Here is a 20,320-nt window from a genome sequence, read left to right as displayed (position 1 = left end):
TAGTAGTTTTTTTACATTATAAAATTATTAAAAGAAATTTAATACAGATGAAATAATTTTTTTCAATTATAAATCTAAAATTCCTTCAGGTAAATTTATCAAAATAAAATTTTCTTCTCTATTAACTTCAATTATCCAATCATTTATAATAGGAATATATAACTCTTTATCATCTAAGGTTATAATTTTAAATAGAGGTTGAGGTCCATTATCATTAATTTCCATAATAGTTCCAATAACTTCCCTTTTTTCATTCATTAAATTAAAATTAATAACTTCATGATAATAGAATTGCTTTCCTTTAAGTTCAGGTAAAGTATTAAGAGGCATATAAAGTTCTACTCCAATAAGATTGAAAGAAATGGAATTAGAATCTTCAAATTTTATTTTTAATGAATTATAATTTATAAGTTGACATTCTGATATAAAAAATGGAACCAATATTCCATTAATATATAAGAATACTGATTCCAAGTTATTGTAAATTTCAGGTACATCGGTATCTAATTTTACTATCAGATGACCTTTTAGTCCATGGGGTTTAGTGATTGTGCCTAAATAGTAACAATCTTCTATTTTCATGAATTAAGCCTGAGATTCTTCTTTGTTATCTGAAGCATCTGTTGCAGCTTCATCTTCTGAAATTATTTCTTCCACTACTTCTTCGGCATCATTTTCTTCTGCAACTTCTTGTGCTTTTTGTTGAGCTGCTAAACGAGCATCACTTACTTTCTTTTCAGCTTCATGTTTGTCTTTTTTAGCTTGTTCTTTAGAAGTCATTAATTGATCTTTCTTTGCCTGAATAGCTTTTTCTTTTTCCTCTAACCAAGTTTGGAATTTTTTTTCAGCTTCTTCTGCAGAAAAAGCTCCTTTTTTCACACCTCCGTTTAAATGTTTTTTTAATAAAGCACCTTTATAAGAAAGAATAGCTTTAGCGGTATCAGTAGGTTGTGCTCCCTGTTCTAGCCAGCTAACTGCTTTATCTACATTTAATTCAATGGTTGCCGGATTTGTAGTAGGAATGTAAATTCCTAATTTTTCAATGTTTTTACCATCTCTTTTAGATCTAGAGTCTGCTACTACAATGTGAAAAACAGGTTTACCTTTTTTTCCGTGTCTTTGTAATCTAATTTTTACTGCCATTAATTTTGATTTTTAGGGAACCCGTCCCTGATTAATTTTATTTTAAAGGTGCAAATATAACAAATTGTTTTGGATATGCAAATGGAACTTTCTGAAATTACTTAATGGTGTGTTTTTTATTTAAATAAGCTTCCCAGCCTTGGGCTGTAAGTGGAATTATTTGGGTATTACCTTTCGTGATCAGAACGTTTTTTATTTCCTGTGTAGCATGTCCTATAATACTAAAATTTGGATTGTGTTTTATTTTATCAGTTTCTGTAATTGGAAGAGTAAATAATAATTCATAATCTTCTCCTCCGTTTAGAATACCTGTAATAGGGTTAATACCAAATTCTTCAGCCGTAGTTATAACCTGGTTATCTATAGGGATTTTTTCTTCATAAAGAGAAAATCCGACATTACTTTGATCAGACAGATGAAGTATTTCTGAAGCCAGCCCATCAGAAATATCAATCATTGATGTAGGGTGTATATCCATATCTTTCAAAAGATTTTTTATGTCGGTACGAGCTTCCGGTTTAAGCTGTCGTTCCAGAATATATGAATATTCACTTAGATCCGGTTGTAAATTAGGGTTAGATTTGTAGGCTACATTTTCTCTTTCCAGTACTTGTAAACCAAAGTATGCTCCCCCTAAATCTCCACTTACTATTAACAAATCATTTGGTTGTGCCCCTTTTCTATAAACTATTTCATTTTCATCAGCAAATCCAACAGCAGTTACATTTAATACTAATCCGGAATTAGAAGATACAGTGTCTCCCCCAATAAGATCAATATTATAGTGTTTACAAGCTATATGAATTCCCTTGTAAATTTCATCTAAGGCTTCAACGGGAAAGCGATTAGAAACTCCTATAGATATAAGGATTTGTTGTGGAGAAGCATTCATAGCAATAATATCGCTAATTCCGGCAATTACAACTTTGTAACCTAAATGTTTTAAAGGGGTATAAGCAAGGTTAAAATGTACATTTTCTATTAAAATATCTGAAGAAAGTAATACTTTTTTATTTTTAGGGTCAGATACAGAGGCATCATCGCCGATGCCCTTAACAGTAAAAGGACTTCTTATTTCAAAATTTTTAGTAAGATGTTTGATAATTCCAAATTCACCATATTCTGAGATAGGAGTTTTAAAAATATTTTTATCATCTATCATAATCTTTTAATGCTAATATTAAATTTAAAAGTATATTATTTTATATATTCTGAGTATTCATGTTCTTTAAAATTAAATCTAAGTGACTGTTTTTCACTTTACAAAAAAAGAAAAATATTTGAGTTATTTCATCTTCAATTTATGATTGTAATATCTTTCAAAAAAGAAAATTTGTTTAGTATAAATTTTTCAGTAAAATTATAAAATCTTCCATAGAAATAAGACAAGTCAAAAAAATGCAATTATAAATAAACACAATTTAAACCTAATCTTTGGAATTGATTATATAATTTAAAAAAAATTATATATTAATGAATAGCAATGAAAACACACTTAAAAAAAACTTATAAAAAAATATCAAGTGTACTTAATTTTGTCAAAATTAAAAAAATAATATAAATAAATTATTCATTCTGGAAGATTACATATTTTTGCACTATGGAATTATACTACTCTTTTTCTGTTCTTATAGTTATTACTTCTATATTTTATTATTTGAATTTACGGTATTTGAAAATGCCATCTTCCATTGGGGTTATGATAATAGCCATGGTAGTTTCTATAGTTCTGGTTTTTTTTGGAAATAGAATATTTCCCGATCTAATATTAAAATTTTCATCCTTAATGAATAGTTTTGATTTTTCAGAACTATTAATGGGAGGGATTTTAAATTTTTTATTATTTGCAGGAGGAATTCATATTAATATAAATGATTTTAAAAAAGAAAGATTATCAATAATAACTTTTTCAACTGTCAGTGTAATTATTTCAACTATAGCTGTTGGGTATATTTTATATTATTCATTACAAATATTTCATTTTAAAGCCAATTTAATTTATTGTTTTTTATTTGGGGCACTTATTTCACCTACAGACCCTGTAGCAGTTTTAAGCATCTTAAAAAATTTAAATATTTCTAGATCCATAGAAATAAAAATTTCAGGGGAGTCCCTTTTTAATGATGGAATATCTGTTGTTTTGGTAGCTGTAATACTAAAAATTCTAGAAGGAGGAGGACAAAATATTTCTTTTTCCAATATAGCCATATTACTTTTAAAAGAAGCAGGAGGAGGTATGTTGGTAGGTATATTAATAGGATATTTAGCCTCTGTGGCTATAAATAAAGTTAAAGATTATAAAGCAAGTATTATTATTACTTTAGCGGTAGTGATGGGTGGTTATTTAGTAGCAAAATCTATTAATATTTCTGGACCTCTAACAATGGTTTCCGCAGGTTTAATTATCGGAAATTCTAAGAAAATGCAATTATCAACACGGACCATGAAAGGTTATTTAGGTTTTTTCTGGGAATTAATAGACGAGATCTTAAATGCCGTTTTGTTCATACTTATAGGTTTTGAATTATTGCTTATTCCTAATGTGTTAAGTTATTGGCAAGTCGGAATAATTAGCATATTGGCAGTCTTACTAGCCCGTTATATCTCGATAAAAATACCGGTATTGATAATTCCTTTTAAAGAAAAATATTCCAGACAAACAATAAGAATATTGGTTTGGGGAGGATTAAGAGGAGGAGTTTCTATAGCTTTAGCTTTATCCATTCCTGAAATACCCGGTTATGAAGGACATAGAAATGCCATAATAGCAATTACATATTTTGTAGTAATATTTTCAATTGTAGTACAAGGTTTAACTATAAATAAAATAGCTCAGGAAAAATAAGGAAAAAGAATTTTATTAATACGAAATATATAGCGTATTCCCTATTAAATGTGTTGGATAGGTTTTAGGAGAAATACCAGCAACTTCTAAAGGTTGTCCTGAATTGAGAATCCATTTCGCATTATCTTCAGGGCAATAAATATATATATCATCTTTAACTTCCAATACAGAATTAGCCGTAGGACAGATATGAGGAGCATTTCTGTCATAAGCTTTAAATTCATATGTGCCTTTCTTTACAATAATTAAACCATTTGTTCCAGACAAAGGCCCTCCGGGAACGTAAGCCCAGCCATTTATGCTGGCTAAATTTTGATAAGCAGGCAAATCAAGGTTTACTTGATAATTAATAGTAGACTTAGGAAAGCAATCAGTAGTTTTATCTCCGTTTTCACATTGAATAAACAGAGGTAAATATAGGCTTAAAAGTAAGATATGTAGAAATATTTTTTTATTCATCATATAAATTTATTAGATTTGCATACGGATAATCCGACTAATAACGCTATTGTCGGGTTATTTTTTTATTATAAATTATTCAAAATTACAAAAAAAAGTATCATGAATTATGTAACGAAAGAAGGACTAGAAAAATTGCGAAAAGAACTTGAGCAATTGGAACAGGTAGAAAGACCTAAGGTTACACAACAAATTGCAGAAGCAAGAGATAAGGGAGATTTATCTGAAAATGCAGAATACGATGCTGCTAAAGAAGCTCAAGGGTTACTAGAAATGCGAATAGGAAAGCTCAAAGATATAATTGCAAATTCTAAAATTATAGACCACTCACAGTTAGATACCTCTAAAGTGTCGATACTTTGTACCGTAAAAATTAAAAATACTGTGAATGGACAGGAAATGAAGTATACTTTAGTACCCGATACGGAAACAGATCTTAAAACAGGAAAAATTTCAGTAAATACCCCTATAGCCAAAGGTTTGCTAGGGAAAGAGGTTGGGGAAAAAGCCGAAATTGCTTTACCGAATGGTAATGTGATTAATTTTGAGATACTTGAAATCACTTTAAATCCATAATATAGTATTAAATATTAATAATAATGGAAAGTATATTTTCTAAAATTGTGGCAGGGAAGATTCCTTGTTATAAAATTTACGAAGATCAAAATCATTTAGCTTTTTTAGATATAAACCCCTTTGCTTTAGGTCATACATTAGTTATCCCTAAAAAAGAAGTAAATAAAATTTACGATCTTTCCTTAGAAGAGTATCAAAATTTAATGGGAGTAGTTTATAAATTATCAAAAGTAATAGAAAAAGCTATTCCTTGTAAAAGAGTAGGGCTCACAGTTTTAGGATTAGAAGTACCCCATGCTCATGTTCATCTGGTTCCTTTAAACACAGAAGATGATATGAATATTCATAATAAATTAAAACTCACGGAAAAAGAATTTTTAGATATTGCAGAAAAAATAAAATTATATCTGTAACAATTCTTTTGGTATAATTTTAGAGAAATTGAATATCAAAATTTTTAAATAAAAAATAGTAAAATGGATATAAAAAATGAATTTAGAAAATATGCAGTAAAAGGGCAAGGATTAAATGGCCTTACTGTCGATCAATATATATCATCATCCATGACGCCGTATATTACAGAAGAAAGAAAATTGAACGTGGCACAGATGGATGTATTTTCGAGATTAATGATGGATCGAATCATTTTTTTGGGTACCGCAATAGATGATCAAATAGCTAATATAGTCACAGCTCAATTATTATTCTTAGAAAGTACAGACTCTTCCAAAGATATACAGATATATATAAATTCTCCCGGAGGAGGAGTATACGCAGGATTAGGCATTTACGATACCATGCAAATTATTAAGCCGGATGTAGCTACTATTTGTACAGGTATGGCCGCTTCTATGGGAGCTGTACTTTTAACAGCAGGAGCAGCAGGTAAAAGATCTGCTTTAAAGCATTCCAGGGTTATGATTCACCAACCTTTAGGAGGAGCACAGGGTCAGGCTTCAGATATGGAAATTACTTTGAAGGAAATATTGAAATTGAAAAAAGAACTTTATGATATTTTATCTTCACATTCCGGACAAACTTTTGAAAAAATTGAAAAAGATTCAGATAGAGATTATTGGATGACTTCTGTTGAGGCAAAAGATTATGGTTTAATTGATGAAGTTCTAGAAAAAAGATAGATTTAATTATACATTATATCTGTTTGTTAATAATATATGAATAAAACTTTCGTTTATATTGAATAATATAAAAGAAAGTTTTTTTTAATTAAAATAAATTATTCAATGCCCAAAAAAATATTATTATTTTTATTGTTATTATCAGGTGTTTTGCTACATTCCCAAGTAAAAGTATCCGGGAAGCTTATATATTCGGATACAAAAAATCCTATTGAAAATGCCGAAATTTTTTTAAAAGGTACAGATAGTTTTACTTCTTCTGATAAAAATGGATATTTTACCCTTCAATCTGAAAAAACTGTAGATTCCTTAGAGATAACAGTGAATGATTATACAAAAAATTTCTCTATTCATCCAGGAGAAAATGTAGATGTAGTAATAGAATTTTCGACCCAAGAGACAATTCAAAAAAAAGATAAAAATGATAAGACAATAAAAGAAGTAGTAATTAATGGCTTTCCACGCAAAAAATTACCCAAAAAGGAAAACCCTGCATATCGGATTTTACAAGAATTATGGAAAAGGCGAAGAACTAATGGTCTTACGAATTTTAAAAATTATGAATATAAAGAGTATGAGAAAATAGAGTTTGACCTAAATAATATAGATAGTACATTTATAAGTAAAAAAATATTTCAAAAATTAAATATATCTACCCAAGACATAGATACCTTAGATATATCTGGGAAAACCTATATTCCGGTTTATTTAAATGAATCCATAACAAATATTGTGGGGCAGAATAAACCAAGTAAAAGAGAAAAAAGTTTTTTACGTGGAAATAAAGCTTATGGAGTAACGAATAATGAAGTAGTAGCTAATACAGTAAAAAATCTATATAAAGATGTAAATATATATGATAATGTTTTAAACTTTTTCAATAAGGGCTTTACAAGTCCTGTATCAACAATTGGTTTTTCAGTGTACGAGTATTTATTAACCGACACTGTAGATGTGGATGGAGTAGATTGTTATCATATTCGTTATAGACCTATAAGAAAATCAGAACTTACTTTTAAAGGAGATTTATACATTACCAAAGATACATATGCGGTAAAACAAGCTACATTACAATCTACTTCAGGTATTAATGTAAATTTTGTTAAAGATATATATATGGAGCTTAACTATGATATGATAAATGATTCTATTTTTATTCCGCTTCGTAATTATATAGTTTTAGATATGTCTTTATTATCTAAAAAAGAGGGCACAAAGGGTATGTTTGCAAAAAGGACACTTACATATAATGATTATAAATTTGATCAACCTCGTGAAGATATAGAAAAGTTATTAGACGAAAAATATGAGCCAGTTTCTTCGGGGGCTTATAATAAAGATGACGATTTTTGGGCACAAAATAGACCCGAACGTTTAGGTGAAGATGATATAAAAGCCAATCAATTAATAAATAAAATATCTAAAACCCGTTTGTTCAGAAATATAGTAGATGGGGTTCAAATATTATCTTCCGGATATGTAAATATTAAAAAGACAATTGATATTGGAAACCTCTATCAAACCGTAGGATTTAATAACATAGAAGGTTTTCGGTTAAGATTAGGAGCTCGAACTTATTTTGGACCTGACGACATGTGGCGTATAGAAGGGTATTCAGCATATGGATTTAAAGATCATCAATTTAAGTATGGAGGAGAGTTTCGTTGGTTGGTTAATAAATACAACCGTTTAACTTTCGGAATCGGAACAAAAAGAGATATAACACAATTAGGAGTTACTTTAACAGAAAATGAAGGTATAATGTCACGTTCCTTTGCCTCATCATCTATAATTTCTAGAGGAGATAATGATTATTTGAGTTCAGTAAACAAAACGAATGTATTTATCTCTATAAATCCATGGAAAAATGTACAGTTTAGATTGGATGGAACTTATCAATACATAAAATCCGGTGATTTGAGTAAATTTGATATAGGATATTATGACAAATCCGGTAATAAACGAGAAGATTTATACGATTCACATTTAACATTAAGCGTAGAAGCAAGACCGGGAGCTAAATATTCTCATTATGGATTGGACAGATACCAGCATACAAGTTTAGCCCCTACATTTATTTTAAAATATACCAAAGGCTTAAAAGGATTAATTAACAGTGATTTTTCATATGATAAATTACAATTTTTATATTCACAACCTATACTATGGGGGCCTATTGGAAAAACCAATGTAACTGTTGAATTTGGGAAATCATTTAACAGATTACCTATATCTTTATTAAATGTTGTTCCTGGTAACCAGTCTTACGGAATAATACCTAATACCTTTTCACAATTAGATTATTATGATTTTGTTACAGATACTTACTCTGCACTTCATATAGAACATCACTTTAACGGAAGATTATTTTCTTACGTTCCCTTACTGAAAAAGTTACAATTGCGGGAAGTAGTTTTCTTTAGAGGAGCTTTAGGAGATATATCTGATGGTTCTAAAGCCATAAATGCTTCTAATATAATTTATAGAGCTCCTAAAAATGATATCTATTATGAATATGGTTTTGGAATTGAAAATATAGGGTTAGGAAATTTTAGATTTTTTAGAATAGATTTCAACTGGAGAGGAAATTATTTTGATATGCCTGATACCAATAATTTTGGAATAAAAGTTGGGCTACAGTTTACATTCTAATTTATAAAGAAGTAAAAAAGCATATAACATTTTATGTTATATGCTTTTTTTATTGATATAAAATAAATTAACCTTTATTTAATATATATTCATTAACCATATGTTTGATGTTCTCATAAGTATTATTCATTAAATCAGGTATTTGTTCTACAGAAAACCAATCTACTACCTCAATATTTTCTTCTTTTTGTGGAATCATATGAGTAGAATCGGAAAACATAGTAAACCAGTATACTACTTTTAAATAGTATTTTTTGTCAAAATATACATGATACGTGGTACAAAGAGGATTTTTTAAAGACAAATTATCTATAGCGCATTCTTCTTCAACCTCTCTCAGAGCAGTTTGTTCATACGTTTCACCTTTTTCCACATGTCCTTTCGGAAGATCCCATTTACCATTTCTTTTAATAAAAAGATATTCATGTTTGTTATTTTCAACAACACCACCGGCAGCATATACAGGAGTAGCAAATTCTTGAAATTTTTTCCAAAGAAATTCCTCATCAAAATAGAAAATGTTTATAGCCTTTTTTTGAGTATGGAATAACATATCAAAAGCCATAGCAAATGTATTTTCTGTTTCATAAGGTATATTGACATAGCCCTTAATTTCATATTCACTAATAGTTAGAGACTTTTCGTTGACAAAAATTTTGTACATTTGTTTTCAATTTTTTCAAAATTACAAAAAATGAATATAAAAGGAGAGAAAGTTACTTTAAATAAATCCACCGAAGAAATATATATGTTAGTGTCTGATCCTCAGACATATAAGCAAATTATGCCTTCAGATATGGATAAATTTGAAGTAAATGATCAGGGATTTGTATTTGCATTAAAAGGAATGCCTGAGATAGCTCTTAAATTTAAAGAAAAAATACCTAATACGCGAGTTGTACTTACATCCGCAAAAGATTCCTTAACATTTGATTTAAATGTTTTTATTGAAAAAATAACAGATAATTCCTGTAGTGTGCAATTTACATTTGACGGAAAATTTAATATGTTTATTTCTGCTATGGTAGAAAAACCATTAAATAACTTTATTAAATCCTTAACAGAAGGCGTATCGGCTATATAATAGCTTTTTTTATTATAATTTTTTTCTGAATCAGTTTTTATTTGAAAGTAAATATTAATTTTAGGTTACTATTAAAATTAATACAATAATACTTTTAAGTAATATTTTTACTCATATTTTTATTTCATGTTTATGAAGTTTTTTTTGAGTTCATTAGATCATATTTATGAATACTTTTATTTAACTATAAAATTATCTTTTGAACAAACTTTTTATGAAAAATAAAAATTGATAAAAATATGGATATGTAAATACATTATTCTAATTAAATATAATATTTTATAGAAGTTAAATATTAAATGGGATTTGGTTTAAGTTTAAAATCAATTTATATTACGTTTAAAAATAAAAAAAGAGAGTTTTTTAACTCTCCTTTTTTTATAAATATTAAATTTATTGATCTTAATTTCTAGCTTTAGAAGCATAATTTTCATAAGCATATTTAACAGCTTTGTACACATCTACCACCCCACCGGATACAGATAGTTTATCAAAAGTAGTATCAGCATCTTCATCTAAAAGCAACGGATCTGTGTTTTTATTAGAAGTTTTTATTAAGATATCTTTTACTTCTACCGCAGTTAAATTTGGAAAATATGCCCACAATAAAGCAGCACAACCTGCAACTACAGGAGAAGCCATACTAGTACCCTGTAAAAATTTATATCCACTTTTAGTTATAGTTGAATAAATTTCTAAACCTGGAGCAAAAATATCCACTTTTTGCCCATAATTAGAGAAAGAAGCTTTCAGTTTATCATTATATCGAGTACTTGCACCTACAGTTATCCAGTTATTAACAAAAGAAGTTTTTTCGCCGTCTTTATAATTAGTAGGATAATTAAAAGTAAGATCTAAATTTTTATTATCATTTCCGGCAGCATGTACCATTAATACTCCTTTGCTTTCAGCATATTTCATCGCTTCCCATACTCTTTCCTTATTCGGAGAAAACGACTTTCCGAAACTCATATTTATTATTTTAGCTCCATTATCAACAGCATAAAAAATAGCATTAGCAATATCTTTATCCCTTTCGTCACCGTCAGGAACGGCTCTTACAACCATAATTTTAGCTACATCACCGGCTATTCCATCCATACCTATATGGTTATTTCGTTCAGCAGCAATAATTCCGGAAACATGAGTGCCATGAAGAGCATCCGGACCTTCTACCTCATGATTTCCATAATATTTTTGAGTAAGATCTGCATAATTATCCCCAACAATATTACGAGGGTCAAAATCCTTATTCAACATATATTTTTCCTGATTGCCAAAATAATCCAAACCTTCTTTAAGCTGGGCTAATGCAATTTTTTCAAATTCGTCTATGGTTTTTCCTTTTACAGATTCATCTTCAGCCAACATCATAATATATTTCTTTATTCCCGAGTTAGCTATGTTTTGAGCATTTTCTTCAGTTATGGTTTTATTTCCCAAAGCCATTCGTAAAGTAGAAACCATTTGTCCTATTTGTTTTTGGTTTTCTTGTATATTATTCAAACCTTTTTCGGTAGCTTTAAGTTTAGAATCATACACTAATTTAGCTCTTTTATATTCCTGGTATTCATTTGGATATTTTGTTATATTTGCCTGATTCGCAGAAGCGTCGGTTCCCTCAAATAAATTTTCATATTTTACCACTACACGCGTAGCTTCCATGGTGTCTTGATTTACATCTTTTCCATCTTTTCCACCTATAAAATCCCAACCATGAACATCATCAGCATATCCGTTTTTATCATCATCTTTTTTATTATTAGGCTTTTCTTTAGGATTTACCCATATATTATTTTTAAGATCAGGGTGATCGATTTGAACTCCGCTATCAATAACCCCTACAATAATAGTAGATGGTTTTAACCCTTTAGATTTAACAAAATCTATAGCATCATCAGTTCCGACCCCGTAAACTCCTGTTTTTTCATAATTTTGATGATACCAATTTTTTAATGAAGTAGAATCTATTTCAGCCATGGTATTTTCCTGTGCAAATACAACAGAGAAATTCAAAGCAAAAGCTAAAGAAAGACTTAAAAATATTTTTTTCATTGAATTATTATTTTACAATATATTTTAATTGTTAGTTATATAAGTAGCAGATTTCGGGCCAATGTTACAAATCAGATCTAATATAGATAAATCATTCATAAAGGAAAATCGGTCTGAAAATACTTGTATATATTCTTTATTTGCAAATTTTCCCGATTCCTTGGCATTAAAAAAACTCCTGTAATCTTTATCAGGAGGATTTTTATAAAATTCCGCTGTAAGCCGGAAAGAAAAATCGTATTTCAGAGTTTTGCTTACCCATTCCAGCGTTTTAAGGTTTAAATCAAACAAAAAAATTTCTTTTTTTTCAAAAATTTCCTTTAAACTATCTTCATAATATTCAAAATACGGAGAACTTTGATAAGAAGATTGCAAAGACTTCCAATGCAATTTTTGCCAAGCAGAGGCATAACATATTTTAATATCTTTAAAAATACGTGCTCCGGAATGTTCTATGGGTATAATTAACGGAAGCCTGCCGTTAGCCCCCTGAATAATACAGCGGTTCCTGTAGGTTTGTTTAGGAAAATTTTCCCATTGTTCCAACCATACTTTATCAGCATTTGCCCAGGTAATAAAATAAGAAACAGGACCAAAATAGAAATTAGATAGTGTAATCATGTTTTTTATTAAAAAAGCAAATGTAAGTAATAATTATAATCTTTAAAATCTGTTTTTCTGTATGGGTAAACATGAAGACTTTAACCAATTATATAATTGATAAGAATTTTAAATATTTCGGTTTTCAGATTTCTTGTATATTACCTATCTCAGTATAAGTTTTTTTGCATGGAATATATTAATTACTTTCTATTATGTAATTTTAAACCGATTTTTTATAATAATTTTTTATGTTTGTAATATTGAAGGGGAAAACTTTAAGAATTTATTATATTTTTTTAGAATACACAGCATAAACCTAAAGGATTTTTAGAGTTGCTATACTTACTTAGTTGTTTTTAATAAGAAAGTTTAAAAACCTATCTTTCTGATTTTTATAAACCTTATATTCCCTTTATTCATAATACATGGGTAGGAATGTTGTTATACAAACCGAACAGAATCCTTTCATAGAAAGCAATACAGAAAAAAAATAATTAAAAAAAAGTTGCCCCCATATTAAAATAAACCCTATTTTTGCTTATCTTATTGATAGTTTAATAATAATTAGTTATTTAATAAAAAACAATTCAAAAACCTAGCTTTATGTCAGATTCATTATTTCCGGGGTCAGAGGAACTGCCTTCATCTCCCTTCAAAATCCTGAGCCAGAAAGAAATTGCCCGCCAACAATCCCTACAGGGTATAATAGCTTCCTATGGCGGAAGCCGCGAAAACCTATACGGCGACTCTCCCTTGGTAAGCGTTTTTGTACAAATATCAGGAGAAGCAAGATTCACCCACACGAACTTCCACCTGCAAATCCGCCAGAGGGTCAATACCCACGATACCTTTGAAATGCTCTGCGATCCCGATGAGTACGGAGAAAACCAAGCCTACCTGTTAGAAAACAGCCGTAAAGATTTAGGCAAGCGCATAACCTTTACCTTCAAGCAATGGGGAAAAAGCTGCTCGTTGTTTACCGGTGTACTTACAGGCATTTCCACCCGCAAAAAAGACGGGATCAAACAAATCGTCCTGCAGGGAAAATCGCCCTCTATCCTGATGGAAAACGGGTCTCATTGCCGCAGCTTTGAGAACCAAAGCCTCGAGGAAATCATCAAAGAAGTCATCCGCAACTATCCCCAAAACCTGATAGATTTCACAATCAACCCCAACCATAAAGAAAGAATCCCCTATATAGTACAATATAACGAGACCGATTTTGCCTTTATCCAACGTTTGGCGGCACGTTACGGAGAATATTTCTACTATAATGGCAGCCGCTTTATCTTCTCCCCTTGGGGCGGGAAGATTACCGAACTGATGGAAGGAGAAGATGTTTATGATTATGAATTGAAAATGGAGGTACAGCCCCAGCACTACCACTATAGCGGATACGACCCCAAGCAGTCTCAGAGCTATAGCGTAGACTCTTCGGGGCAGTCGGTAGAAGCTTCACAAAACCCCTTCCAGCAATATGCCGATCAGGTATCCCAAAAGCTCTTCCATGTAGAACCTTCGGGCTTTTACGAACAAAGCCTGCTGCCTCAGAATCGACGGGATATAGAACAGGCGGTTTTGAGGGAAAACAAAAAAAGACAAAACCTGATAGATATAGAAGTAACCTCCAATAATCCGAATATAATGCTCGGAGATATTGCTAAGATGCTGGTTTGGATTCCGGATCACAAAATATTCAAAAACGGAAAAGTACCTATAGAATCCTATAAAATCACGGAAATTATACATGACTTTGCCGATGGTGAGGGGTATACCAATACCTTTTACGGAGTGCCCAAAGACCTGAGTGTACCTTTTTACACAGACCTTAGCGATACCCCCAAGGCAGACATCCAGCATGCCAAGGTTATAGATAATAAAGACCCACAGAAAATGGGAAGGGTACGGGTACAATTTACCTGGCAGCAGCCGTCAAACAGCAGTACCCCTTGGGTGCAGGTGATACAGCCGCATAGTGGGGGAAGCAAGGGTACGTATTTTAACCCGGAGATTGGGGAAATGGTCTTATGTGCCTTTCAGGGAGGCAATGCCGAATGTCCGGTAGTACTGGGGACCGCCTATAATGGAGGGGAAATCGCGGCGTATTATACGCAGGGGAATGATATAAAGGTGATACAAACCCGCAGTGGAACCAAGATTATCTTTAATGATGCCCAAGGGAAGGGTTCTATCTTGATAGAAGACCCCAGCGGAAACAAAATGTTTATGGATGGTGAAGGGAATATCTCGGTACATGCGCCTAAGAATATGAATTTTACCGTAGGTAAAAACTTTACGATCAATGTGGGGGAAAATATGGTTACCAACGTAGGAATAGATCAAACCACAAGCGTAGGGAAAAATTCCTCCACCCAGGTAGGCAGGCAGTATTCTTTGTTTGCCGCAGATATTTTTGAATCTGCCACTAATGAAAAAGTAAGCCAGGCAGATGTAATAGATGAAACCGGGGGGACGGTAGAAAAATCGGCAACCGAGGGAAATATCAATGCACACGGTAGTAAGGAAGTAAGAACCAATAGTGGGGAAAAATCAAACTTATTTTAACCGAGTATGGGAACCATAAAAAGAGTGATAGGAAAAAAATCTGTCCATATTGCCAAAAATATAAATATTTGGGCAACCGAGGGAAATGTCACTTTCAATGCCGCTAAAAAAGTAGCTTTTCACGGAGAGCAAAACGGAGTTGTTTATGGTAAATACCAACCTCCGGATCTCCGGGTAGTAGAAAGTGAATACAAGCTAAAAAGTACCTATGCACATGAGCAGTTATCACAACTGGCAAGAGAACTGGATGAGGTTTCATTTATTTGCTTTTTAATCGGAATCTTTGGAGAAGAAATAGAAATAAGCGCTTACAGCAAACTTTACCGAGGGTTGAGCGATCAATCTATTCCTCCTCCTGAAATTCTAGTTACCCGTATGCCCGTACGCGGATGGAAAGCTTGTTATAGTAATAAAAGAAAAAAAATACTTGTATGGGAGCATTTTATAGATCAGGCCATAAAAGATAATGACTCACGTGGTGAGCTTATGGCGGCTTTGGTAGAAGAATACGGTCACCATATAGACAATCTTCTCCGGACAGAGTTGGCTACAAACGGGAAAAAGGATCAGGATATACTTGACGAGGGAGCTAAGTTTGCCTATCAGCTTTTTCAGTTTGATATTTTTAACGAAACCCACCTGAGCTTTGCCCGGGCGCAGACTCCCAACTACTCAGGAGATTTGGTTATTGATTTTTCCGAACTGAACCGGGAACTGCAAGCCTATGTAGGAGAAGACCAATGGTATGATGCAGATCCCCTCGAAGAAGACTTTGAAGGATTTGGAGCCGGTTTTGAACCCGGTTCCCACGGAGCTATTGAAATGGAAGCTTTGTATGATCCAATAAATTTATTTACGAAAGATGATATCCGTCAGATTTATTACGGAAACTGGTTACGGGATTATTCGCAGGTAATTATTGAAAGTGCGGTACATTTGCCCGACGAAGAAATAAACCGGCTAAAAAATTCTCCGGATGAACATATGAAAAACCTGGTAAAAACAAACCCTATGAAACTGTCTCATGAAGGATGGCTGGAAATACTCCGGATACTGGCAGCTAAGGAATTTGTATATGAAGCAGAATCAGGAGAAAGTAAATTTGTTCACCAGTACAAAAACTATGTAGATAAGTTCGAAGAAATTTACGGCCCATTAGATAGAGATGTACTGGGTATTTACCGTCCCGAAGAACATATTGATAACCCTATGGGGTTAAAAGACTTCAGCAGCCTGAGTATTTCGTGCCTTTATGAATATGAAAAAGGAATATTAACCGAGAAAAGGCTGTATGCAGGAGAAAAGTCGGAATCGTTAGCAGTAGATACCGTTCCTACCCACACTGGATATGCTCATATGTTGAAAAGCTATATACATAAAAATATAGACGCAGATCGCCCTTCGGCTGATGCTTATATGAGCCAGCAATTAAAACTAGCCGTACAATACGGAAAAAACCGCGACGGATTCCGGCACCTGGGAGCCGCCCTACACGTGCTGGAAGACTATTTTTCCCACTCCAATTTTATAGAATTGGCCCTGATGAAAGCCGGATTTAAAAATATATATCCCTGGGTAGAAGGAATGCAGGGAAAAGACTATACCACCATACCCATTGTTACCGGAAAATTTCTGACAGACGATACCCTGGCCAGCATACTTCCTAAAATGGCCGATAAGATGTTTCCGGTAGGGATACAAAAATACGAACAACGAAAACCGAAAGACCGTACATTTACCGATGCTTTTATCCTGACCACGCTGGAGGATCTTTCCACCAATCAAAAATCCGACGGAGAGCCCGATCCTACCTATGCCGGTATGACGGCCGCAGAATGGCTGAATAAATATGACTTATACTTAAAGATGGTAGATATTAAAGCTTCCGGAGTAGATGCCTTAGGAGGCGTAGGCCGGTTTATTGACCGGGGAATAAGCTACATGGGAGATGCCCTGGCCACTTTTGTTAATATAGGCTTTAATTTTTTCCTTTCTACGGCAGATATCGATATTAAAGAAGAACAAACGCTTCACAGTAACCGGAATTACGGCACCAACCCCACCCATACCCAGCTGGCAAAGGATTCTCATAATCATCCGCTAAATCCGCTGGCAGCAGATCTGGCGAAAGTAGCCATTCGGGATGTTGCCCAGCGAATCATAGAGATCTGGCGTACCGGATCAGATCCCACTGGAGAAAAACTGGCCCAATATGTGATTAATAAATATACCATTCACCCCAAAAGCTCCAAAACAGATTGGGCTATCGAAATGGTTGAAGATTGGGGAAATAAAAACCAAGATATAATTAAACGTCTGGAAAGTGCTACCGTATACGAACATGTACATAATGAAACTAAGCGCGCAATCGAATCCGACACCGTACAAAAAATACTTAAGTATTTTAACTAAAAATAAAATATGAATATGAAATCAATAATAATCCCCATACTAAAGAAAGTACACTTCAGCTCTGCTATTTCTTCCCCTGCTTTTCTTTTGCTATTTCTTTTTCCTTTTTTTTTTACCCAATGTCAAACTAAAGAACCCCCAAAACCTATGGATACAGAATTTACTATTACTCCCTGCCAGATAACCTACAAAGGACAACCCTTACCTTTGGGAAAACCCTTTAATGAATGGAGAAAAAAATTAGGAAATTACAATAGAAAAGTAAAAGGGTTTCTTATTTGGGATTCGTTAGGTATCGCTGTAATGATTCATTGGGATGCCACAAGATTTTGGAAAGAAAAAAACTATAATACGGAAGAATTTATTGATTCTAGACCCGTTACTGAATTTTATATATTTTTTATGAACCTGGATAGTGAAACGGGTAAGCAAGGAAAACTTCAATATGCCTGGGGTTACTACCCTATTACAGCCGAATTGGAGAAGCAAATGACCTCTCCTAATCCCGAGTATCCGGATGTTAAACCTTATTCTAAAGAACGGATAGCTAGACTAAAAGAAGAACGCCATCCAAAAAACTATATCTATCCTTATCATCCGTATACCGGTACGGTAGATTTTCAGGGAGCTCCCGTTAAAGCCGGAATGAGCCTTTCCCAGGTTAATAAGGAACGGTCCGGAATACAGGGAGTAGATGAACTGGGATACTGGGATAAAGATATGAACTGGAAAGACGAACGGGGTTCAACCTCCGTAAAAAGCGGAGAAATGATTGAATTTGTGGATGATAAATGGAGATGTGCAGGGAAAGACTATGTCTATTTTACCTCTCTTCGTTACAGTGAAGGAGAACTGGAATACCTGAAAGTAGAATACCTATCCAAAGAAAATGAGAAATAATAAAGTACTCATTTTTCTTTTAGGGTTTTGTAGTTTTTACACCCAATGTCAAACCAAAGAACCCCCAAAACCTATGGATACAGAGTTTACTATTACTTCCTGCCAGATAACCTATAAAGGAAAGGAACTTCCTTTAGGAAAACCTTTTAAAGAATGGATAAAGATATTTGGAGAATATAATAGATTTGTAGATGGAGTTTTTATTTGGGATACTTTAGGAATAGGAGCAACGATACATTGGGATGCTGCTAAATATTATAAATATCCTGATTATAATACACGTTCTTTTATAGAATCACGACCTACAATAGAACTATATATTTTCTTTGTCAATCTGGATAGTAAGGTAGGACAAGCGGGGAAATTGCAATTTGCCTGGGGATATTATCCTATTACTAAAGAAAAAGAAAAGAGAATGCTTTCACCAGATCTTGAGTATCCAGATGTAAAACCATTTACACAAGAAGAGTTAACTCAACTTAAAGAAAAACATCATCCTAAAAATTATATCTATCCTTTTACCCCCTATACCCAAACAGTAAATTTACAGGGAGCACCGGTTAAATCAGGAATGAGTTTAAAGGCAGTAAATAAAGAGAGGTCAAAAATAAAAGGTCTTGAAAAAATGGGATACTGGGATAACGATGGCAACTGGAGCTGGGATTCCGGCTCTACCACTATAAAAACCGGAGAGTTCCGTGAACAAAAAGATCATAGCTCTATATGTCCTAAACAGGACTATTGGTATTATATAACTTTGCGTTATAGTGAAGGAGAGTTGGAATATTTGAAAGTAGAATATTTATCCAAAGAGAATGAGAAATAAAAGAGTACTCATTTTTCTTTTAGGGTTTTGTAGTTTTTACACCCAATGTCAAACCAAAGAACCCCCAAAACCTATGGATACGGAATTTACTATTACTCCCTGCCAAATAACCTATAAAGGAAAGGAAATTCCCTTAGGAAAACCTATAGATGCATGGGTAGAACTATTTGGACCCTATTCTCGTAATTTTAATGAACATACCTATATTTGGGATTCATTAGGAGTCGCTATCTTTAACTCATGTATAACTGCATATGACACAAATGTAGATAAAGAAAAAAGAAAATGTGATCAACTATATATTTTCTTTGTCAATCTGGATAGTAAGGTAGGACAAGCGGGGAAATTGCAATTTGCCTGGCAAAGAAAATCATTTGAATTTATAGAAAAAGACTATCAATCTATAAAAGAACCTATGTCGGAAGAACTTAAAAAAAGGATAATTGGAAGGATAGAACCAAAAGAAAAATATATCTATCCTTTTACCCCCTATACCCAAACAGTCAATTTACAGGGAGCACCGGTTAAATCAGGAATGAGTTTAAATGAAGTAAATAAAGAGAGGTCAAAAATAAAAGGTCTTGAAAAAATGGGATACTGGGATAACGATGGCGACTGGAGCTGGGATTCCGGCTCTACCACTATAAAAACCGGAGAGTTCCGCGAACAAAAAGATCATAGCTCTATATGTCCCAATCAGGACTATTGGTATTATATAACTTTGCGTTATAGTGAAGGAGAGTTGGAATATTTGAAAGTAGAATATTTATCCAAAGAGAATGAGAAATAATACAGTACTCATTTTTCTTTTAGGGTTTTGTAGTTTTTACACCCAATGTCAAACCAAAGAACCCCCAAAACCTATGGATACAGAATTTACTATTACTCCCTGCCAGATAACCTACAAAGGAAAGGAGTTTCCTTTAGGTAAACCTTTGGATGCATGGATCCAATTATTAGGAACATATTCAAGACATACAGGCCGAGGATATGTATGGGATTCTTTAGGAATTGCAATTAATGACTGGGAAGCTAATCATGAATATGTAAAAGAACTATAT

Annotated in this window: 19 protein-coding genes and 1 pseudogene; 13 read left to right on the top strand and 7 right to left on the bottom strand. The window is 32.7% G+C overall.

Annotated features, from left to right (window positions below):
* Window positions 1-66: 66 nt before the first annotated feature.
* The 3 genes from rimM to thiL all read right to left on the bottom strand — a co-directional run bounded on the left by rimM (window position 67) and on the right by thiL (window position 2,305).
* Complete coding sequence (rimM, locus tag C4S77_RS08890) at window positions 67-582, bottom strand: ribosome maturation factor RimM (protein ID WP_105247243.1); 516 nt, start codon at window positions 580-582, stop codon at window positions 67-69.
* Window positions 583-585: 3 nt separating this feature from the next.
* Complete coding sequence (locus tag C4S77_RS08885; RefSeq protein ID WP_105247242.1) at window positions 586-1,143, bottom strand: 30S ribosomal protein S16; 558 nt, start codon at window positions 1,141-1,143, stop codon at window positions 586-588.
* Window positions 1,144-1,240: 97 nt separating this feature from the next.
* Window positions 1,241-2,305 (bottom strand): thiamine-phosphate kinase, encoded by a 1,065-nt coding sequence (gene thiL, locus C4S77_RS08880; protein WP_105247241.1) that lies wholly within the window; start codon window positions 2,303-2,305, stop codon window positions 1,241-1,243.
* 438 nt (window positions 2,306-2,743) lie between these two features.
* Here thiL and C4S77_RS08875 point away from each other — a divergent pair, with 438 nt between their 5' ends.
* The gene (locus C4S77_RS08875; RefSeq protein WP_105247240.1) at window positions 2,744-3,988 is read left to right on the top strand and encodes a cation:proton antiporter; all 1,245 of its coding nucleotides are present in this window, start codon (window positions 2,744-2,746) and stop codon (window positions 3,986-3,988) included.
* A gap of 15 nt (window positions 3,989-4,003) precedes the next feature.
* On the opposite strand, the gene C4S77_RS08870 is transcribed toward C4S77_RS08875, so the two are convergent.
* The gene (locus C4S77_RS08870) at window positions 4,004-4,450 is read right to left on the bottom strand and encodes a hypothetical protein (RefSeq protein ID WP_181042861.1); all 447 of its coding nucleotides are present in this window, start codon (window positions 4,448-4,450) and stop codon (window positions 4,004-4,006) included.
* Window positions 4,451-4,549: 99 nt separating this feature from the next.
* Between C4S77_RS08870 and greA the strand changes: the two genes are divergently transcribed.
* From greA to C4S77_RS08850, 4 genes are all read left to right on the top strand, one after another.
* Window positions 4,550-5,023 (top strand): transcription elongation factor GreA, encoded by a 474-nt coding sequence (greA, locus tag C4S77_RS08865; RefSeq protein WP_105192532.1) that lies wholly within the window; start codon window positions 4,550-4,552, stop codon window positions 5,021-5,023.
* Window positions 5,024-5,046: 23 nt separating this feature from the next.
* Window positions 5,047-5,436 carry an HIT family protein gene (locus tag C4S77_RS08860; RefSeq protein WP_105247239.1) on the top strand — a complete coding sequence of 130 codons (390 nt, stop codon included), beginning with the start codon at window positions 5,047-5,049 and terminating at the stop codon, window positions 5,434-5,436.
* 63 nt (window positions 5,437-5,499) lie between these two features.
* Window positions 5,500-6,162 carry an ATP-dependent Clp endopeptidase proteolytic subunit ClpP gene (gene clpP, locus C4S77_RS08855; protein WP_105192536.1) on the top strand — a complete coding sequence of 221 codons (663 nt, stop codon included), beginning with the start codon at window positions 5,500-5,502 and terminating at the stop codon, window positions 6,160-6,162.
* A 105-nt stretch (window positions 6,163-6,267) separates the two neighbouring features.
* Window positions 6,268-8,814 (top strand): DUF5686 family protein, encoded by a 2,547-nt coding sequence (locus C4S77_RS08850; RefSeq protein ID WP_105247238.1) that lies wholly within the window; start codon window positions 6,268-6,270, stop codon window positions 8,812-8,814.
* Window positions 8,815-8,881: 67 nt separating this feature from the next.
* On the opposite strand, the gene C4S77_RS08845 is transcribed toward C4S77_RS08850, so the two are convergent.
* Complete coding sequence (locus tag C4S77_RS08845) at window positions 8,882-9,478, bottom strand: NUDIX hydrolase (protein WP_105247237.1); 597 nt, start codon at window positions 9,476-9,478, stop codon at window positions 8,882-8,884.
* A gap of 30 nt (window positions 9,479-9,508) precedes the next feature.
* On the opposite strand from C4S77_RS08845, the gene C4S77_RS08840 reads away from it, so the two are divergent.
* A complete protein-coding gene (locus tag C4S77_RS08840) occupies window positions 9,509-9,898 on the top strand; it encodes an SRPBCC family protein (protein WP_146106084.1) in 390 nt (129 codons plus the stop codon).
* Window positions 9,899-10,300: 402 nt separating this feature from the next.
* Here the strand turns inward: C4S77_RS08840 and C4S77_RS08835 are convergent, their stop codons facing one another.
* Both C4S77_RS08835 and C4S77_RS08830 read right to left on the bottom strand, forming a co-directional pair.
* Complete coding sequence (locus C4S77_RS08835; protein ID WP_105247235.1) at window positions 10,301-11,953, bottom strand: S8 family peptidase; 1,653 nt, start codon at window positions 11,951-11,953, stop codon at window positions 10,301-10,303.
* A gap of 24 nt (window positions 11,954-11,977) precedes the next feature.
* Entirely contained in the window at window positions 11,978-12,574 is a 597-nt protein-coding gene (locus C4S77_RS08830; RefSeq protein WP_105247234.1) for a WbqC family protein, read from the bottom strand.
* A gap of 585 nt (window positions 12,575-13,159) precedes the next feature.
* On the opposite strand from C4S77_RS08830, the pseudogene C4S77_RS13570 reads away from it, so the two are divergent.
* From C4S77_RS13570 to C4S77_RS08800, 7 genes and pseudogenes are all read left to right on the top strand, one after another.
* A pseudogene (locus C4S77_RS13570) lies at window positions 13,160-13,951 on the top strand (contractile injection system protein, VgrG/Pvc8 family); the annotation flags it as partial.
* Window positions 13,952-14,134: 183 nt separating this feature from the next.
* On the top strand, window positions 14,135-15,121 hold the full coding sequence (locus C4S77_RS13405; RefSeq protein WP_260209702.1) for a phage baseplate assembly protein V: 987 nt from the start codon (window positions 14,135-14,137) through the stop codon (window positions 15,119-15,121).
* Between the two features lie 6 nt (window positions 15,122-15,127).
* Window positions 15,128-17,533, top strand: coding sequence for an HET-C-related protein (locus C4S77_RS08820; RefSeq protein WP_105247232.1), 2,406 nt, complete (start codon window positions 15,128-15,130; stop codon window positions 17,531-17,533).
* 15 nt (window positions 17,534-17,548) lie between these two features.
* On the top strand, window positions 17,549-18,433 hold the full coding sequence (locus tag C4S77_RS08815; RefSeq protein ID WP_105247231.1) for a DUF7738 domain-containing protein: 885 nt from the start codon (window positions 17,549-17,551) through the stop codon (window positions 18,431-18,433).
* A complete protein-coding gene (locus C4S77_RS08810) occupies window positions 18,423-19,259 on the top strand; it encodes a DUF7738 domain-containing protein (protein ID WP_105247230.1) in 837 nt (278 codons plus the stop codon). The genes C4S77_RS08815 and C4S77_RS08810 overlap by 11 nt, the downstream gene beginning before the upstream one ends.
* On the top strand, window positions 19,249-20,049 hold the full coding sequence (locus C4S77_RS08805) for a DUF7738 domain-containing protein (RefSeq protein ID WP_105247229.1): 801 nt from the start codon (window positions 19,249-19,251) through the stop codon (window positions 20,047-20,049). Before C4S77_RS08810 ends, C4S77_RS08805 begins: the two co-directional genes overlap by 11 nt.
* The coding region (locus C4S77_RS08800; RefSeq protein ID WP_455423248.1) for a DUF7738 domain-containing protein at window positions 20,039-20,320 on the top strand (282 nt) is incomplete at its 3' end. The genes C4S77_RS08805 and C4S77_RS08800, both read left to right, overlap by 11 nt.

The organism is Apibacter adventoris (assembly GCF_002964975.1).
Classification (GTDB): domain Bacteria; phylum Bacteroidota; class Bacteroidia; order Flavobacteriales; family Weeksellaceae; genus Apibacter; species Apibacter adventoris.
This window is presented reverse-complemented; position numbering and strand designations above follow the sequence as displayed.

Excerpts from the sequence above, each read along its gene's own strand:
- rimM (WP_105247243.1), bottom strand. The coding sequence starts at position 582 with ATGAAAATAGAAGATTGTTACTATTTAGGCACAATCACTAAACCCCAT.
- C4S77_RS08885 (WP_105247242.1), bottom strand. The coding sequence starts at position 1,143 with ATGGCAGTAAAAATTAGATTACAAAGACACGGAAAAAAAGGTAAACCT.
- thiL (WP_105247241.1), bottom strand. The coding sequence starts at position 2,305 with ATGATAGATGATAAAAATATTTTTAAAACTCCTATCTCAGAATATGGT.
- C4S77_RS08875 (WP_105247240.1), top strand. The coding sequence starts at position 2,744 with ATGGAATTATACTACTCTTTTTCTGTTCTTATAGTTATTACTTCTATA.
- C4S77_RS08870 (WP_181042861.1), bottom strand. The coding sequence starts at position 4,450 with ATGATGAATAAAAAAATATTTCTACATATCTTACTTTTAAGCCTATAT.
- greA (WP_105192532.1), top strand. The coding sequence starts at position 4,550 with ATGAATTATGTAACGAAAGAAGGACTAGAAAAATTGCGAAAAGAACTT.
- C4S77_RS08860 (WP_105247239.1), top strand. The coding sequence starts at position 5,047 with ATGGAAAGTATATTTTCTAAAATTGTGGCAGGGAAGATTCCTTGTTAT.
- clpP (WP_105192536.1), top strand. The coding sequence starts at position 5,500 with ATGGATATAAAAAATGAATTTAGAAAATATGCAGTAAAAGGGCAAGGA.
- C4S77_RS08850 (WP_105247238.1), top strand. The coding sequence starts at position 6,268 with ATGCCCAAAAAAATATTATTATTTTTATTGTTATTATCAGGTGTTTTG.
- C4S77_RS08845 (WP_105247237.1), bottom strand. The coding sequence starts at position 9,478 with ATGTACAAAATTTTTGTCAACGAAAAGTCTCTAACTATTAGTGAATAT.
- C4S77_RS08840 (WP_146106084.1), top strand. The coding sequence starts at position 9,509 with ATGAATATAAAAGGAGAGAAAGTTACTTTAAATAAATCCACCGAAGAA.
- C4S77_RS08835 (WP_105247235.1), bottom strand. The coding sequence starts at position 11,953 with ATGAAAAAAATATTTTTAAGTCTTTCTTTAGCTTTTGCTTTGAATTTC.
- C4S77_RS08830 (WP_105247234.1), bottom strand. The coding sequence starts at position 12,574 with ATGATTACACTATCTAATTTCTATTTTGGTCCTGTTTCTTATTTTATT.
- C4S77_RS08820 (WP_105247232.1), top strand. The coding sequence starts at position 15,128 with ATGGGAACCATAAAAAGAGTGATAGGAAAAAAATCTGTCCATATTGCC.
- C4S77_RS08815 (WP_105247231.1), top strand. The coding sequence starts at position 17,549 with ATGAAATCAATAATAATCCCCATACTAAAGAAAGTACACTTCAGCTCT.
- C4S77_RS08810 (WP_105247230.1), top strand. The coding sequence starts at position 18,423 with ATGAGAAATAATAAAGTACTCATTTTTCTTTTAGGGTTTTGTAGTTTT.
- C4S77_RS08805 (WP_105247229.1), top strand. The coding sequence starts at position 19,249 with ATGAGAAATAAAAGAGTACTCATTTTTCTTTTAGGGTTTTGTAGTTTT.